General features: G+C 67.8%; 10 protein-coding genes. 4 read left to right on the plus strand and 6 right to left on the minus strand.

Going from position 1 to position 15,607, the window contains the following annotated elements; translation table 11 throughout:
- Positions 1-114 precede the first annotated feature (114 nt).
- The 3 genes from CJ197_RS00795 (at position 115) to CJ197_RS00805 (ending at position 5,027) form a co-directional block, all read left to right on the plus strand.
- On the plus strand, positions 115-996 hold the full coding sequence (locus CJ197_RS00795) for an ATP-binding protein (RefSeq protein WP_158239316.1): 882 nt from the start codon (positions 115-117) through the stop codon (positions 994-996).
- Between the two features lie 152 nt (positions 997-1,148).
- Entirely contained in the window at positions 1,149-4,157 is a 3,009-nt protein-coding gene (locus tag CJ197_RS00800) for a glycoside hydrolase family 2 TIM barrel-domain containing protein (RefSeq protein WP_102234863.1), read from the plus strand.
- Between the two features lie 348 nt (positions 4,158-4,505).
- Complete coding sequence (locus tag CJ197_RS00805) at positions 4,506-5,027, plus strand: hypothetical protein (RefSeq protein WP_233190567.1); 522 nt, start codon at positions 4,506-4,508, stop codon at positions 5,025-5,027.
- 76 nt (positions 5,028-5,103) lie between these two features.
- Here CJ197_RS00805 and CJ197_RS00810 read toward each other — a convergent pair whose 3' ends face one another.
- Positions 5,104-6,666 (minus strand): hypothetical protein, encoded by a 1,563-nt coding sequence (locus tag CJ197_RS00810; protein WP_102234864.1) that lies wholly within the window; start codon positions 6,664-6,666, stop codon positions 5,104-5,106.
- A gap of 6 nt (positions 6,667-6,672) precedes the next feature.
- A complete protein-coding gene (tgt, locus tag CJ197_RS00815; RefSeq protein ID WP_158239317.1) occupies positions 6,673-7,980 on the minus strand; it encodes a tRNA guanosine(34) transglycosylase Tgt in 1,308 nt (435 codons plus the stop codon).
- Between the two features lie 14 nt (positions 7,981-7,994).
- Between tgt and CJ197_RS00820 the strand changes: the two genes are divergently transcribed.
- On the plus strand, positions 7,995-10,646 hold the full coding sequence (locus tag CJ197_RS00820; protein ID WP_102234865.1) for an acyltransferase family protein: 2,652 nt from the start codon (positions 7,995-7,997) through the stop codon (positions 10,644-10,646).
- Positions 10,647-10,713: 67 nt separating this feature from the next.
- Here the strand turns inward: CJ197_RS00820 and CJ197_RS00825 are convergent, their stop codons facing one another.
- The 4 genes from CJ197_RS00825 to CJ197_RS00840 form a co-directional block, all read right to left on the minus strand.
- Positions 10,714-11,802: a glycosyltransferase family 2 protein gene (locus tag CJ197_RS00825; RefSeq protein ID WP_102234866.1), complete on the minus strand. Its 1,089-nt coding sequence runs from the start codon at positions 11,800-11,802 to the stop codon at positions 10,714-10,716.
- A gap of 144 nt (positions 11,803-11,946) precedes the next feature.
- The gene (locus CJ197_RS00830) at positions 11,947-12,918 is read right to left on the minus strand and encodes a lysylphosphatidylglycerol synthase transmembrane domain-containing protein (RefSeq protein ID WP_233190585.1); all 972 of its coding nucleotides are present in this window, start codon (positions 12,916-12,918) and stop codon (positions 11,947-11,949) included.
- A complete protein-coding gene (locus tag CJ197_RS00835) occupies positions 12,911-14,134 on the minus strand; it encodes a polysaccharide pyruvyl transferase family protein (protein WP_158239319.1) in 1,224 nt (407 codons plus the stop codon). Before CJ197_RS00835 ends, CJ197_RS00830 begins: the two co-directional genes overlap by 8 nt.
- Before the next feature lie 11 nt (positions 14,135-14,145).
- Positions 14,146-15,453: a glycosyltransferase gene (locus CJ197_RS00840; protein ID WP_102234869.1), complete on the minus strand. Its 1,308-nt coding sequence runs from the start codon at positions 15,451-15,453 to the stop codon at positions 14,146-14,148.
- Between the last annotated feature and the right edge of the window lie 154 nt (positions 15,454-15,607).

Consider the following 15,607-nt stretch of genomic DNA (forward strand, 5'->3'; position numbering starts at 1 on the left):
CGCCCGCCACGTCATCACCGCCATCGCCCCCGAGATAGGGCACTAACGATGTCCTAAGTCAGGTCTGTCATGCAGGGTTCTCTCCGGGAAGACCGACTCGAGTACCCCATCGAGGTGGTCCGCGAACTGGTCGTCAACGCCCTTATGCACCGCGACTACTCACCGATGTCTCGCGGAACTCAGGTGCAGGTCGAGCTCTTCGCGGACCGCTTGGTGGTCCGTAGCCCCGGCGGGCTCTACGGGCCCGTCGACCCCGACGACTTCGGCGCCCCCGACGTCTCATCGAGCCGTAATGCGCTTCTGGCAAAACTCCTGTCGGAAACTCGCCTGTCCGATTCATCGCTGTTCGTCGCTGAGAACCGCGGCTCTGGGATCCCCACCATCATGCGCTCCCTGAATGCCGCAGGGATGTCGCCCCCGCGTTTCAACGTCACGCTGCGCAAAGTTGAGGTGACGGTTCCCCACCACGCGCTGCTCACCGACGAGGCGCTCGATTGGGTCACCTCACTGGGGCAGGGCGGCCTCACGCCTCCTCAGCTGCAAGCTCTCGCTGTCTTGCGCACCGGGGCATCGGTACGGAATCAGACGCTGCAAGGGTGGGGCGTACATCCGGCTGACGCCACCAAGGAGCTCACAAACCTTGTTGCGCGCGGACTCGCACGGAAAGTCGGGGACCGCAGAGGGGCCTCGTACGTTCTAGCCGACGCTCATGCCTCGCCTGACACCGATCAAACTCCCCCGAAGCGGCCGATCTCGCCAGATCCTGATCGCAGCGTTCCAGCTGTAGCAATCAATCGGACGTCGCGGCAGCAGCAGATCCTCGCACTGCTCGACCATGAGACACCTGTGAAGGCTGCAGAGATCACCGAAGCCCTCGGCTGCTCCTATAGCGCCATCATCAAGGACCTGAATGCGCTCATCGAGTCAGGAAACGTGCGGGCTACGGCGCCGGCCCGCAGCCGACGCCGGGCATACCGGCTGACGAACCCCGCGTAGCACGTCGGCCCACAGGATGCTGCTCCACGCCCCCGTCCCGGGTACCCTGGGTCGGGAACGTTCACGGACCCCTCGGTCCTTCGCTGCGACTGACACCCGACGCAGCGGGGCCGCGAGGACCTGCACCGTCCAGACCAGGAGACGACTCGCCGATGAGCACCCCGCATCCCGCCCATCCCGCTGCCACCGCCCCCGAGACCCCCACTGCCGCCCCAGACATCTGGTGGGAGGAGCTGCCGGCGGGCCGCAATCGCCTGCCCGGCCGCGCCCACCTGCACTCGAGTGCTCCCGCGTTGAACCTCGATGGCACCTGGGCTTTCCGCTACGGCACCCGGGCCGATGGCGCGGACCTCGGCGAGGAGACGACGATCCAGGTGCCGGGCCTATGGCAGCTGCAGGGCCATGGCGCCCCGCAGTACACGAACGTCATCTACCCGATCCCGCGGGATATTCCGCATGTGCCCGATGAGAACCCCACCGGGCACTACTCGCGCACCCTCGAGGTGCCCGCGGACTGGGCAGAGGCGCTCACCGACGGCGCCCGGCTGCTGCTGCGCTTCCAGGGCGTCGACTCGGCGGCGAAGATCTGGATCGACGGCGCGGAGATCGGCGTGACCTCCGGCTCGCGCCTCACCCAGGAGTTCGACGTCACCGAGGCGCTGAGCGCACCCGGCGAGCACCTGCTGGAGGTGCGGGTGGTGCAGTGGTCGGTCAACACCTACGTCGAGGACCAGGACATGTGGTGGATGTCCGGGATCTTCCGCAGCGTGGACCTGCTGCTGCGCCCCACCGGCGGCATCCATGACCTGGTGACCGACGCGGACTTCGATCCCGCGACCGGGCACGGCACCGTGCGCGCCACCGCCTATGGGGCCGACGGGCAGCCCGTTCCCGCCACCATCTCCATCCCGGCGCTCGGCATCGAACAGCCCACCGCGGAGGAGCCGTTCGAGGTCGGACAGGTCCAGCCGTGGTCGGCGGAGGTGCCGCACCTGTATGAGGCGACCGTCGCGACCGAGACGGAGACGGTCACGCTGAAGCTGGGCTTCCGCCGCGTCGAGGTGGACGGGGACATCTTCCGCGTCAACGGCGAGCGGATCGTGTTCCGCGGCGTGAACCGGCACGAGGTCGATTCCGTGGTGGGCCGCACCCAGCACGTGGAGAACCAGGACCTCGATGCGGCGCTCATGAAGCATCACAACCTCAATGCCGTGCGCACCTCCCACTACCCGCCGCATCAGCGGTTCCTCGAGGTGTGCGATGAGGTGGGGCTGTATGTGATCTGCGAGGGCGATTTCGAGACCCATGGCTTCCACGCCGATTCGACCTGGGGTGAGGATCCGACGGGCGCCGCCGAGGGCCCGGCCCGCAATCCCCTGTTCGAAGAGTCGCTGGTGGAGCGGTCGGAGCGGTTCGTGCGCCGCGACCGCAACCATCCCTCGATCGTCATGTGGTCGATCGGCAATGAGGCGGCCTCCGGGCCGGTGACCGAGAAGATGGTCGCTGCGGTGCGGCGCACCGACCCCACCCGCCCGGTGATCTACGAGCAGGATTACGCCGCGGAGTACGTGGATGTCTTCTCGCTGATGTATTCCACGATCGAGGAGTCCGAGCAGATCGGGCAGCGCAAGCTCGGGGCGGAGTACCAGGAGAAGCTGTCGGGGATGCTGCGGGGGTTCGCCCTGGATGTCCCGGAGGGGCATTTCGCGGATCCGCCGGCGATGCACAAGCCGTTCCTGTGGATCGAGTACGCGCATGCGATGGGCAACGGCGCGGGCTCGCTCAAGGAGTACATGGAGCTCACCGAACGCTACCCGGCGCTGCACGGCGGCTTCATCTGGGAGTGGATCGATCACGGCCTGGTGACCACCGACGCCGAGGGCCGGGAGATCTACGGCTATGGCGGAGATTTTGGCGAGCGGCTGCATGATTCGAACTTCGTGGCCGACGGGCTGGTGCTGCCGGACCGCACCCCCTCCCCCGCGCTGCTGGATGCCAAGCACCACTACTCCCCGGTGCGCCTGGAGGTCCGCGAGGACGCGGCGGTGATCGGCAACCGGTACGCCTTCCGGGACCTCAGCCATCTGCGGGCGGAGGTGTCGGTGGATGCACAGGCCAGCTGGCAGGAGCTCGAGCTACCCGCCATCGTTCCCGGCCAGGACGCGGAGGTTCCCCTGCCCGGGCACGACGGGGCGGTGACGACGGTGCGCCTGGTGACGCGCGAGGCCGAGGGCCCCGTGCCGGCCGGGCACCTGGTGGTCAGCGCCGACCACGTGGATGCGCAGCACCTGGCGGTCCAAGTGGCCGGGGATGCGCCGGCGGTCATCGCGCCGCAGCAGGAGGCCGATGGCACCTGGAGGGTGGGCGCCGCGCACTTCGATGATCTCGGGCGCCTGGTGGGGCTCGGCGAGCAGGAGATCCAGCACGCCGGGGTGGACCTGTATCGCGCCCCGGTGGACAACGAGCGTGCCCGTACGCGCTACCCGCTGGAGGCGCGCTGGAAGCGGATCGGCCTGGACCACGCTCGTCGGCGCCTGGTGAGCATCGCCGCCGAGGGTGAGGAGCTGGTGGTGCGCTCCCGCGTGGGCCTGGACGGCTCGAAGCTCGGGGCGGATGTCGTGGAGCGTTGGCGCGGGGATGCGCAGGGTGTGGGGCTCACGGTAACGGTGACGCCGGTGGATTTCTGGCCCGAGTCGCTGCCGCTGCCGCGCATCGGCTGGTCCTTCGCGCTGCCCGCGGCCCCCGACCAGGTGGCCTGGGAGGGGTATGGCCCGCATGAGTCGTACCCGGATACCGGTGGTGGCACCACCTTCGGCTCCTGGTCGGCGAGCCTGGCGGACTTCCAGGTGCCGTACGTGTTCCCGCAGGAGAACGGCAATCGGGCCGGGACCGTGCGGGCCACCCTGAGCGGCGGCAGCGGCGGCCTGGAGATCACGGCGCCCGATGGGCTGGGATTCCTTGCCCGGCCGTGGTCCACCGCGGAGCTGGATCGGGCGGCGCATGATGGCTCGCTCACGCCCGATGGCCTGACCTGGGTGACGCTTTCGGCGGCGCTGCAGGGCGTGGGCTCCGCGGCCTGCGGCCCCGAGCCGCTGCCGCAGTACATCCTCAGCGCCCACGAGGAGACGTTCCGAGTGCACCTGCGGCCGCTCGAGTCCTGAACGGCGCGCCCCGGGCCCAGGGTGAGTGGACATCACCGATACCCTGGGTCCGGGCGTCGTCGGGGCGCCTGAGGACGCATAGGACGTAGGGGACACATGACGCAGGGATACGGTCCGGATCCGCAGCAGCAGGGACAGTAGGGCGGCGCGGGGCAGAGCCCGCCACCGGCTCCGCCGCAGCAGGACTCCTGGGGGCAGCCCTCCCCGGCACCCCAGCAGCAGGGCTCCTGGGGTCAGGGTTCTCCTGCCGCACCTCCGGCCGCTGGTGGCGGCTATCCCGGTGCTGCGGGTGGCTACCCGGGTACCGCTGGTGGCTACCCGGGTGCGGCTGGCGCATCTGCCCCCGGGGTGGGCGCCGACGGGACGAACTGGCGGCGCGTGAAGATGCTGGGCATGCTGCTGCTGATCGGCGCCGCACTCATCCTGCTGATCCGGGGAGGGTCGAACCTGGCCGGGATCATCGGCGCCGAGGAGCAGGTGGCCGCGGACGCCGGTGGGGATCTCGGGGCTGTGGGTCTGGGCACGGGGCTCATCTCGATCCTGCTGAGCATCGCGAACTTCGTCGTGAGCCTGGCGGTGCTCGTCATCGGCGTCATCACGGCAATCATGGGGCGCGGTCGTGCCCGCCTGGGCGGGATCCTCGCCGCGGTGATCATCGTGCTCGCACCGATCCTGTTCTTCATCGGCACCTTCCTGATGGGCATGATCGGCGGGATCACCGGCATGATCGATCCCAATGTCGGGGTCACCGCGGGTGCACTGCGGGTCATCCTCGGCGTGGACCTGCTGCGTGTGCTGTTCGTGGCAGCCATGATCGGCCTGGGCGGCTGGTTCGCGCGCTCGACCGCGCAGAAGAACCTGTCGGCCTGATCGTCGCTGGCCGCAGCGCCAACCAGCACCTGAACGACGAGCGCCCCGGACCTCCCTGGTCCGGGGCCCTCGTCGTTCACGGCCCGATGAGCACCAGCTGTGTCCCATCGACCACGAGGGCCCGCCCGTCCGGCAGCGGATGCAGCTCCGTGATCCCGCGCCCCACCTGCGCCTGCACACTCACCTCACCGCTATCAGCGTCGATCACGCGCAGTCGCTGGGCGCCGCGCGGGGTGAGGGGGCGGGTGCGCTCCAGGGGGTCGAGCACCACGGCGGTGCCGGCCGCGAGGCGCCCGCGCACGGGGGCGTCCGGGCTCGTCAGCGCCGCACTCCACAGGTCAGTGCCCTCCACGGTGTCGTAGGCGACGAGCTGACCGATGTCATTGGCGACCACCATGCGCACGGGGTCGATGCCGACGCGGGCGCGGAACATCGCAGCCTGCTGGACGCCCTCCCCGCCGGGGGCCTGCCAGGCCGCGGCCTGTTCGGAGACGACCAGTTCACCGACCACATCAGTGCCCTGTTCGGTACCCGTGGCGAGCACGCGGCCGCTCCCGATCAGCACCTCCCAGTCCCCGCCCGGGGAGGCCTTGGATTCCCACAGCACCGTCCCGTCGGCGTGGGCGCGGGCGATCAGGGCGCCGTCCTGCTCGGTGCAGACGGTGAGGACCTGCCAGGGGTGGGCGGGCCCGGTGAGGGCGTCGCCGGTTCCGGGAGGGGCGGTGGTCACGGCGATGCGGCAGGTCTCCTCGGGGCGCGCGAGCACCTCCCCGAGGGGGAAGCCGGTGCTCGGATCCAGCTGCAGCCAGCCCTGCGCGGGGTCGAAGTGCAGTGGGATCGTCGGCAGCAGACCTGTGGTACGCAGGGCGTCGAGCAGATCGGGCGGTGTCTCGGGGCGGGCGGGCAGCAGGGTCTCGGCCGGGTCGGGGCCGCGCGCGTCCTCGAGGTCGGCGGCGGCGGTGGTCCAGACAGGCTTCTCGCTGCCGTCGGAAAGGTCGTAGCCGTGCAGGTAGCAGCCCGCATCCTCGCACTCCCGCATCACCAGCCAGGTGCCGTCGATAGCCAGGGGGATGCCGGGCGCAGAGGTCGTGGGCGGGGTGCCGTCGGGGCTCGAGAGCGTGGGATCCAGCAGGTGCAGAGTCGTGGTCTCCCCCGCAACCTCCACGAGACGCTGCCCATCGGCCGTGACGGCGATGGTCGCGCCGGAGGCAGTGGCGACCCGGCGCACCCCGAGATCGTCGATCAGCTCGACGGTTCCGTCGGCGCGGTGGATGAACGCTGGGGCATCGAGCGCCGGTCGGGTGCGCAGCTCGTCTCCGGCACTGAGCGGGTCGAGGCGGGCGATCGTGTGCGGTCCCAGACCCGCCGGTCGCGCGGCGATCACGGCGGGGACAGTGAGGGCGAGCGCGAGGGTGAGCGCGAGGGCGAGGGCGAGGAAGCGGCCGATGCGGTGGCGTGCGAGGCGGGGCACGGCGAGCATCCCGGCCCCGGCGGCGGCGCCGGCGAGGATCCCGGCGGTCAGGCGCAGCGCCCCGATCAGCAGGTGCGCCCCGAGCATCGCGTTGATCCCGGCGAGCGCGGCGAGCACCACCGCGATGCCCAGGGCGATCAGGGGGTCACGGTCCTCTGTGGACGTCACCGCGACTCACCGGGGGCTGCCGTAGTAGGCGCCGGTGCGCTCCTCGCGCAGCTGCTCGAAGCTGCCTTCAGCGATGCTGGCGCGGATCTCATCGACCAGCCGCACCACGAAGCGTTCGTTGTGGATGGTGCACAGCGTGGAGGAGAGCATCTCCTTGGCGCGGAACAGGTGGTGGATGTACGCGGCGGTGTAGTGGGTGCAGGTGTAGCAGTCGCAGGTCTCGTCGATCGGCGCGAACTGGCGGCGGTAGCGGGAGCCGGTGAGGTTCACCCGGCCCGTGCGGGTGTACACGGCGCTGTTGCGGGCCACGCGAGAGGGAGAGACACAGTCGAAGGTGTCTGCGCCCGCGGCGATCGCGACGAACAGGTCATCGACCTCGCTGATGCCCAGCAGGTGGCGGGGCCGCTCCTCCGGCAGCTCGTCGGTCACCCAACCCACGATGGTGCCGAGGTTCTCCTTTTCGAGCGCCCCGCCGATGCCGAAGCCGTCGAACCGCTGCCCGTCGACGTCCATCGCGCCGAGGTCGCGGGCGGCCTGGCGGCGCAGGTCCTCGTACTGGGCGCCCTGGATCACGCCCCATAGCTGCTGGTACGGGCGGTGGGTGCGCTCCGCGGTGAGGCGCTGATGCTCGGCCAGGCAGCGGATCGCCCACAGGCGTGTGCGCTCCAGGGCACGTTCCTGGTAGCCGCGGGAGTTCATGAGGGTGGTCAGCTCATCGAAGGCGAACATGATGTCCGCGCCCAGGCCGTGCTGGATCTGCATGGAGATCTCGGGGGTGAAGCGGTGCACGTCCCCGTTGATGAAGGAGCGGAAGGTGACGCCGTCATCGTCCACGTGGGCCAGGCGCTCCTTGCCCGCGGCGACGTCATCGTCCTGACCGCTCGCGGTGCGCGCGGTCTTGCCGCCGGCGAACTCGCTGGAGAGGACCTTCTTGAAGCCCGCGCCGAGGCTCATCACCTGAAAGCCGCCGGAGTCGGTGTAGGTGGGGCCGGGCCAGTTCATGAAGGCGCCCAGTCCCCCGGCGTCGTCGACGAGGTCGTGCCCGGGCTGGAGGTAGAGGTGGTAGGCGTTGGCCAGCAGCGCCTGGGCGCCCAGGTCCCGCATCGCCTCCGGCAGCACCGCCTTGACGGTCGCCTTCGTGCCGACGGGGATGAAGGCGGGGGTGGCGATCTGTCCGTGCGGGGTAGTGATCACGCCGGTGCGGGCCTTCTGCCCGGCACGCGCGGTAATGGTGAACCCGGTGTCCGCGGGGAGGCTCGAGGAGGGGGCCGACGCTGCGGCCGACGGGGTGGGGGCGGGGCGCTGATCACTCACGTTCCCATGGTCCCATGCTGAGCCGATCCACTAGGATCCCGGGAGCGCCACGGGGCTTCCGGGTGCACGGGTCCGGCCCCGGGCCCGCCGCGAGGAAGGGGTTCACGATCAGCTCGCCCAGCGGTCCCTCGCGCCCCGGCCCGGATCCGGCTGATCCGTGGCAGCAGGAGCCCGAGCTGCCCGCGGATTCCCTGGAGGACTGGACGCAGGAGCCCTCCCCGGAGCTGGCAGACACGTCCGACCGGGTATCCCCGCGCTCTGAGCTGACTGCCTGGTTGACCGAGCCCGCGCCGCGCGCCACCTCGAGCCTGGAGGACTGGCTGCAGGGCCCCGTTGAGGCGCATGTGGAGCAGGAGGCGGAGGACGCCTGGTCCACGGCCGATGCGATCACCGGCACCTGGCGCGATACGGAGCGAGGTCGCACGGAGACACCCGCCGTCGGCACCGAGACGCCTGCGGCAGGCACCGCAGCGCTCACGTCGGCCACCGCCCCCGTCGCCACCGCGGCGCCGACCGCCGACGGAAGCCCCGCGGTCCCCGAGCATCCGTCCGGCACGGCCCTGTCGGCCCCGGCCACTCCCCCGCAGCCCTCCCGGCGTGCGTTCCGCCGGGAGCTGCATGGGCTGCGGGCCCTCGCCCTGCTGCTGGTGGCGGTGTATCACATCTGGCTGGGGCGGGTCTCCGGCGGGGTGGATGTGTTCCTGTTCCTCTCCGCGTTCCTGCTGACCGGAACGTTCGTGCGGCGTCTGGAGGGCGGGCGGCCGCTCGCGGTGCCGCGCTACTGGCTGCACACCTTCAAGCGTCTGCTGCCGCCGGCGGCGCTGGTGATCCTGCTGTCCCTCGCGGCGACGGCGGCGCTGCTGCCCCCGTCGCAATGGGCAACGGTGATGCGACAGGCCGTGGCATCGGTGACGTACGTGCAGAACATTGCGCTGGTGGTCGCGGAGGTGGACTATCAGGCGCGGGATGCGAGCTCTGCGCCGCTGCTGCAGCATTTCTGGTCGCTGAGCATGCAGGGGCAGGTGTTCGTGGTGTGGCCGCTGCTGTTCTACGCGGTGGCGCGCCGAGCCCGCACCGGCAAACCCGTCCGGGGGCCGCTCGCGATGCTGTTCACGCTGATCGGCGCAGCCTCGCTCGCCTGGTCGATCCACTCCACGCAGACCCAGCAGCAGGTCGCCTACTTCGACACCACCGCGCGGCTGTGGGAGTTCGCGGCCGGGTCACTACTCGCGCTCGCCCTGCCGTGGCTGGACCGGGTCACAGGGGCGCGGCGCCCCGAGGATGAGGAGGCCCCGCGCCTGGGAGCAGTGCGGGCCCTCACCGGATGGGCGGGGATCGTGGGGCTGCTGGCCTGCGGGATCGTCGTGGACGTCTCCGGGTCTTTCCCTGGCTGGATCGCGATCTGGCCGCTCGGTGCCGCAGGCGCCGTGGTGCTCGCCGGGTATTCGGGGCGACGCTGGGGCGCCGATGCCCTGCTGTCCACGCGCCCGGCCGCGGTGATCGGCGATATCTCCTACGCGCTGTACCTGGTGCACTGGCCGCTGCTGGTGCTGTGGCTGCACCACAGCGATCAGGAGCGGGCGGGACTGGCCGACGGGCTCGCGGTGCTCGCCGTGTCGATGGTCCTGGCCTGGCTGATCACCCGTGCGGTGGACTCGCCGGTGCGTCGCTCCCGCTGGCTCGAGGCCCGGGCCTGGCGCTCCCTCACCGCGGTGGCGGCGAGCATCGCTCTGGTGGTCGGGGCGAGCGGCGCCTGGTGGACGCTGCTGACCCGCGACAGCACGGAGACCGAGGAGCCGGGAGTGGCGGAGCCGACCCTTACGCTGCCCACCGATGAGGTGCCGACCTCCGCCCCGCCGCAGCTGCAGCCCAAGGGGTGGGAGCTCGACAAGCAGTGGCCGAACCTCCCGCATCGATGCGGCGGGCCGTGGAAGCCGGAGGAGCCCTTCAACCACGTCACCTGCCAGCAGCTGCTTCCCGGAGATGCGAGCGCCGAACGGACGATTGTGGTGGTGGGCAGCTCCCATTCGCGCCAGCAGATCCCCGCGATGCGCACCTGGGCGGAGGAGAACGACACCCAGATCGTGAACCTGTCGATGGATGGCTGCTGGCTGCACGCGGGGGTGGCGCCCGATGACTACTGCGCCGGCTACGAGCAGTACGTGTATGACTACCTGGACCGGGTGGAGCCGGATCTGGTGGTCGCGACGGTCACGCGGGCGCTGCAGAGCCCGGAGGATCCGGAGTTCATGCCAGGTAGCACCGAGGTGGCGGTGCAGAACATCCTGGATCGCGGCATCGATGTCGTGGCGGTGCGCGACAACCCCAAGTGGGCAAAGGACCAGTACGAGTGCGCGGAGGCCGTGATCGAGGACGGCGGTACCCCGGAGGATGCCAATGATGAGTGCGGCGCCGATGTGGAGGACAAGCTGCTACCGGAGAACCCCGCTCAGCAGCTCGCTGAGCTGGAGGGGGCCGACGGGGCCGGGGTGACGCTCGTGGACCACACGGAGGCGTTCTGCCCCGACGGGCGGTGCGCGCCGATCCTCGGGGAGATCTACGTCTACATGGACGACGGGCACCTGACGAAGGATTTCGTGCGCGCGGTGCTCACCCCGACGATGACCGAGATGCTCGAGGAACTGGAGCGCGAGGGCGCGATATAAGAACCGCGCCCGGAGTCCGCCGATGGGCGGTCCGGACGCGGCTCTGGCGTCAAAGGCCGTGCGCCGGTCAGGCGGTGGGGCCGGGCTCCTGCTCCTGCGGGCGCTGCACCGGGACGGCCTGGCCCGATTCGGGCAGCGGCAGCACGGAGGGGTCCCAGCTCTTGCCTGCCTCGTGGGCGGGCATGCCGGTGCCGTCGTCGGTATCGGAGCCGCGGGGCTTGCCGTACTGGATCTCCTTCATCCGCTCGAGCGTCTCCTCCATGAGCACCCGGTTGGTGCGCTGCAGGTCCGCGATGATCATCAGCACGAAGCTGAGGAAGGAGAGCGTGAGCAGCGTGGTACCGAACAGCAGGGACTGCACGCGGCCGCCGCTGTCGCCCAGCAAGAAGTAGATGAAGAAGCGGACAAAGGGAATCAGGCCCAGCACGCCGGTGACCGTGCCGAGCCATCCGAGCACCACATGCGGCTTGAACATCAGGTACGCGCGGATGATCGCGGTGCCCGACTTCGCCATGTGCTGGAAGATGTTCTTGAACAGCCGCGACTCGCGGGTCTTGGGGTTGGTGGTGATCGGCACCGAGGCGATGCGCAGGCGCTTGTTGCCGGCCTGGATGATCGTCTCCATGCAGTAAGAGAACTGGGTGACGACGTTCAGCTGCAGCAGCGACTTCTTGGAGTAGGCGCGGAATCCGGAGGCGGCGTCGGGCAGCTTGGTCTCCGCCGCCATGTTCACCACCTGCGAGCCCACCTGCTGCATGAGCTTCTTGAACGGCGAGAAGTGCGCGATGGTCTTGGTCTGCCGGTCGGCGATGGCGATGTCCGCCTCCCCCGCCAGGACCGGGGCGACGAGGTCCGCGATGCGCTCCTGCTTGTACTGGTTGTCCCCATCGGTGTTCACCACGATGTCCGCGCCGTGGGCGAGGGCGTAGTCCACGCCGTCACGGAAGGAGCGGGCCAGGCCCATGTTGCGAGTGTGCCGCACGAAGTGCCGCACCCCGTGCGCACGGGCCACCTCGACGGTGCGGTCCGTCGAACCGTCATCGATCACGAGGATCTCCACGGAGTCCACCCCGGGAAGCTCCCGCGGGATGGTGTCCAGCACCATCGGGAGGGTCTCCTCCTCATTGAGGCAGGGGATCTGCACGAAGACTTTCATGGGCACCTTGCAATCATCGGCCGGACGCGCACCGCGCGCCCGGGGCGGGCTCATCGCACCGGAGTGCAGTGCGACCTAGGGTACTGACAGCGACCATCGGTATCCGGACGGTCACCACGGGGGAACTCGGCGTTTCCTGACACTTCACCTGCTGGACACCTCGGGGTGTGGGGCAGGTCGCATCTCGTGCTTTCGCGCGTGCAAAAGGAAGAACAGCAGGTCGAGGCCAAGCGTCCACAGTCGCATTATCACTGTGATCACAAGTGCGATCGACGGAGGGAGAATTATTCCCAACAAGACCAACTGGATGCCCTCCCGAACGCCGATACCACCAGGCGCAAAAATTGCGATCATGCTCGCTGCACTGGCCAAGCAACTCGCGCCCATCACGAAGAAGATCGACTCGTACGGCAACTCCGGATAGACGCTCTTGGCAATGAAGAACAGCGACAACCCAGTGAACAGAACGCCTATGGAGTACATTCCGACCCCGCCGACGACGAGGCGCGTATTGACGTAGTGTTCCCTCGGGAACTGCTTGCGCTTTACGAGCCGATACGCGAGGGCGACGAGCCGGTTGAACACCGGCGGTGCGATCGCCACCAGAGACGCGATGGCAGCAAGTGCGAGCAAGAGGCGGAAGCTGCTCCCCAGCACACGAGTCTGCGGAGAGAGCAGGATCATCACCACGGCAAAGAGCATCTGCACGACGATCTGGAGCAAGCCCTCGAGCAGTGAGCTCACCGCCAGCTTGTTCTTGGAGATCCCATGCTGTGCGGCGAAGTAAATCTTTCCGAGGATCCACGGGGCGGTTCCCGGAATGTAACGTCCCATCCATGATTTCGCGTAGACGTTGAGCAGCGCTCGGCCCCAACGAACATCGCGCGCTCCGAGAGTCCGGAGAATCGAGATCCACACGAACGCACTCCAGTACCGGAACATCATGCCCAGCACGCATGCGATCAAAAAGTACATCGGTGCGATCCGAATTTCGCTGAGCTGCGTGTAGTCGATCGACCTCAGATACAAGACGAGGAATATAGCCAGGAGGACATAGAAGAGTATCGCAAAGGTCTTCTTCGGAAGCCTTCTCGCCAAGTTCGCGAGCTTATGCATCGACACGCCCGAACGCCTTGCGCACGGAGTCGCGCAGGCGATCCGTGGACCCCTCAATCTCCCTCCGCACCCTTCGCGAGTCCCGGTCCAGGCTGTCCAGCAGCGCGAAAAACCTCTCGTAGTAGTCATCGTCCAGCAGGAATTCAATCGGGATCGCGAACGCTTCCTGACCGATCTGATCGAAGAAGACACGCCCCTTGTCTACGTAGTAGATATTCAGCGAAGGAACACCCGAACTGACACCGATGATGTTTGAGTGCAGACGGAAACCCACCATCATGCGGGCCGCGGAGATCACCGAGCGCAACTCAGCCGCAGACAGGATGTCGCGCTCCAGTACCTTCATGACGCCCGTGCCGCTAAACCCGTCTGCGATTCGACGGCAGAGCTCAGTGTCGCCTTCCTCCATGTGCATGGGAACCAAGAGGACGTTGGTGCCATACCTCTCAGCAATCTGCGAGACCAGCTCCACCACGCGACGGACGTAGGTGTCGAACTCCTCTGTCCTACGACTGGAGTCCCGTCCAAGCGCAGTCAACAGCTTTTTCTTGTACTTGAACGGAATCAGCCCGCTCTGCTTATAGTGGAACCACTCGCGGGGCGCCACGCAGACGAAGTTCTCCAGAAACTCCGGGTCGATATCGAACTGAGCCTCAAGCTTCCGCACGAGGTGCACGTCGGGCCTTCTGGGGATCGGGAGCACCGCAGGGTCCGATGATGCGATTACTCGATCACCGGGGGCACCCCAGTCGATGAGCTTTCGCCGCGATTCCTCGTCACGGACGATGAACAGCCGGCACCTGCCGACCACAAAACGGATCAGCCGCTTGCTGGAGATCGAACGTGTCGGACCGATCCCCTGATACGCGCCATAGATGTTCGGGTTGAAGAGCGAGATGATAGCGATCTTGAGGCACCAGTACCACAGTGCCATCTTGTTCGTGTAATCCTTGAGAATCTCGCCGCCACCCCAAAACACTGCATCACTCTGGCGCGCTATGCGTGCGAGCCGCAGCAAATCAAGTGGATTCAAGGACTGAAAATCCATGTCCAGGAATTTTATCCCATACCACGCTTCATCTCTCTCCGGATACTGAGAGATGCCTAGGATCCGTGAGTTCGGGAAACGCTCACGGATGAGCTCAATGTTACCTTCGGCTATTGCGCGGTCCCCGCGATTCTTCGCGAGGTCGCTATTTATCAGAAGGATCTTCATGGGCTCTTTAGTCACCGTTCGCCTCCAGGCAGAAGGAATCGTTCGAAGAAGTCGAGATGGCGCCGGGCAATGGCGGACCATTCGAACTGGAGCGCGGTACGCCGCGCCGCCGCCCCCATGGATATGCGCGAATCCTCCGGAAGGGCCAGCGCTCGCTCGATCGCAGCTGCCAGCGCTTCCGGGTCTCGTTGTGGAATCAGGTACCCATCTACTCCGTCGGTGAGGACGTCGTCGGCGCCGCTCACGTCAGTCGCGATGCAGATCCTGCCGTAGGCCAGCCCCTCCATGAGAACGACGGGCAACCCCTCGGCGTCACCGCCGTCCGTGATTATCGAGGGAAGGACGACTAAGTCGGCCGCGCGGAGAACTCGGTCCTTCTCCTTCCCCGTGGTGTATCCGAGGAAAGTGACTCGGTCCGAGATGCCCAACCTCGCAGCGAGTCCCTCAAGCTCTCCCCGGAGCGGACCGTCTCCCGCGACCAGTAGGCTCGCGTCGCACTTCGGAGCCACCCGAGACATCGCGTGCAGGAGGTGATCGACGCCCTTCTTCTCCGCCAGACGTCCCAGGAACAAGACCACCGGCCCCTGGGGGAGATCGAATTGTTGACGCAGGTCGTCGGCCCCAGCAAAGTCCTGTCCGGGGAGGGCGACGCCCATCGGAATGATTTCCGAAGAGTCGGAAGGGGGCTGCGCACCGGGGAGGAAGGCGGCCAGCTTTGCCATCGAACGTCGGCTGACAGCCGTCACTGCCCGGGCCCTCCGCGTCCCCCATCGCACCAGCATCCGGCCCAGGATGGGTACGTTGTGCCACACGTCGACGTCTGCGGCATGTGTGGTGAAGACGAAGGGGACTCCCGTGAGTACGGACACCGCGCAGGCACACAGCGCTTGCGGAGTGAACCAATGTGCGTAGATGACATCGGGGGACAGAGTCCTGGTCAAACGAAGCAGGGCGATGAACTCCCCGAGGAAGAGCCCGGGCACGAGCAAGTACCGCAGCGGCTTCTCGCGGAGCGCCGGGAGGATGCCTCGCCCCGTCAGCGCTTCCCACCCGTGCGGCCACGCATAGTGAAATCGGCGCTCGGTGTAGTGCTCGTGCTCGACGTGGCTCCGCGTCCTCGTGTACCTATCGTGAGGGGCGAGCACCGTGAACTCGATGCCCGGTTCACACTCCTTCATGGCGATCACCTGGTCCCGGACGAATCCAGGAACGGGGTCGCCAGGGTCGGCAGGGAATGTCGAGGCGACGACGAGAACGCGCCGCAGCGCCGAGCGACGATCACCTGCGCTCTGCGCTGTGAAATCCGCCTGCTGGCTCATCGCCCTCCCTTGACCGCACGTATGGCATGCGGGAGCATGCTACCCGGCCTCCCACCACTCGACTCCAGCTGGCTGAGCCGTTCCGTCTCATCCATGTCCAGGAGATCTTCCCGTCTCATCCGATTGGTATGGTCTCCGGTCGTACACTGGACGC

The organism is Brachybacterium sp. UMB0905 (assembly GCF_002871795.1).
Classification (GTDB): domain Bacteria; phylum Actinomycetota; class Actinomycetes; order Actinomycetales; family Dermabacteraceae; genus Brachybacterium.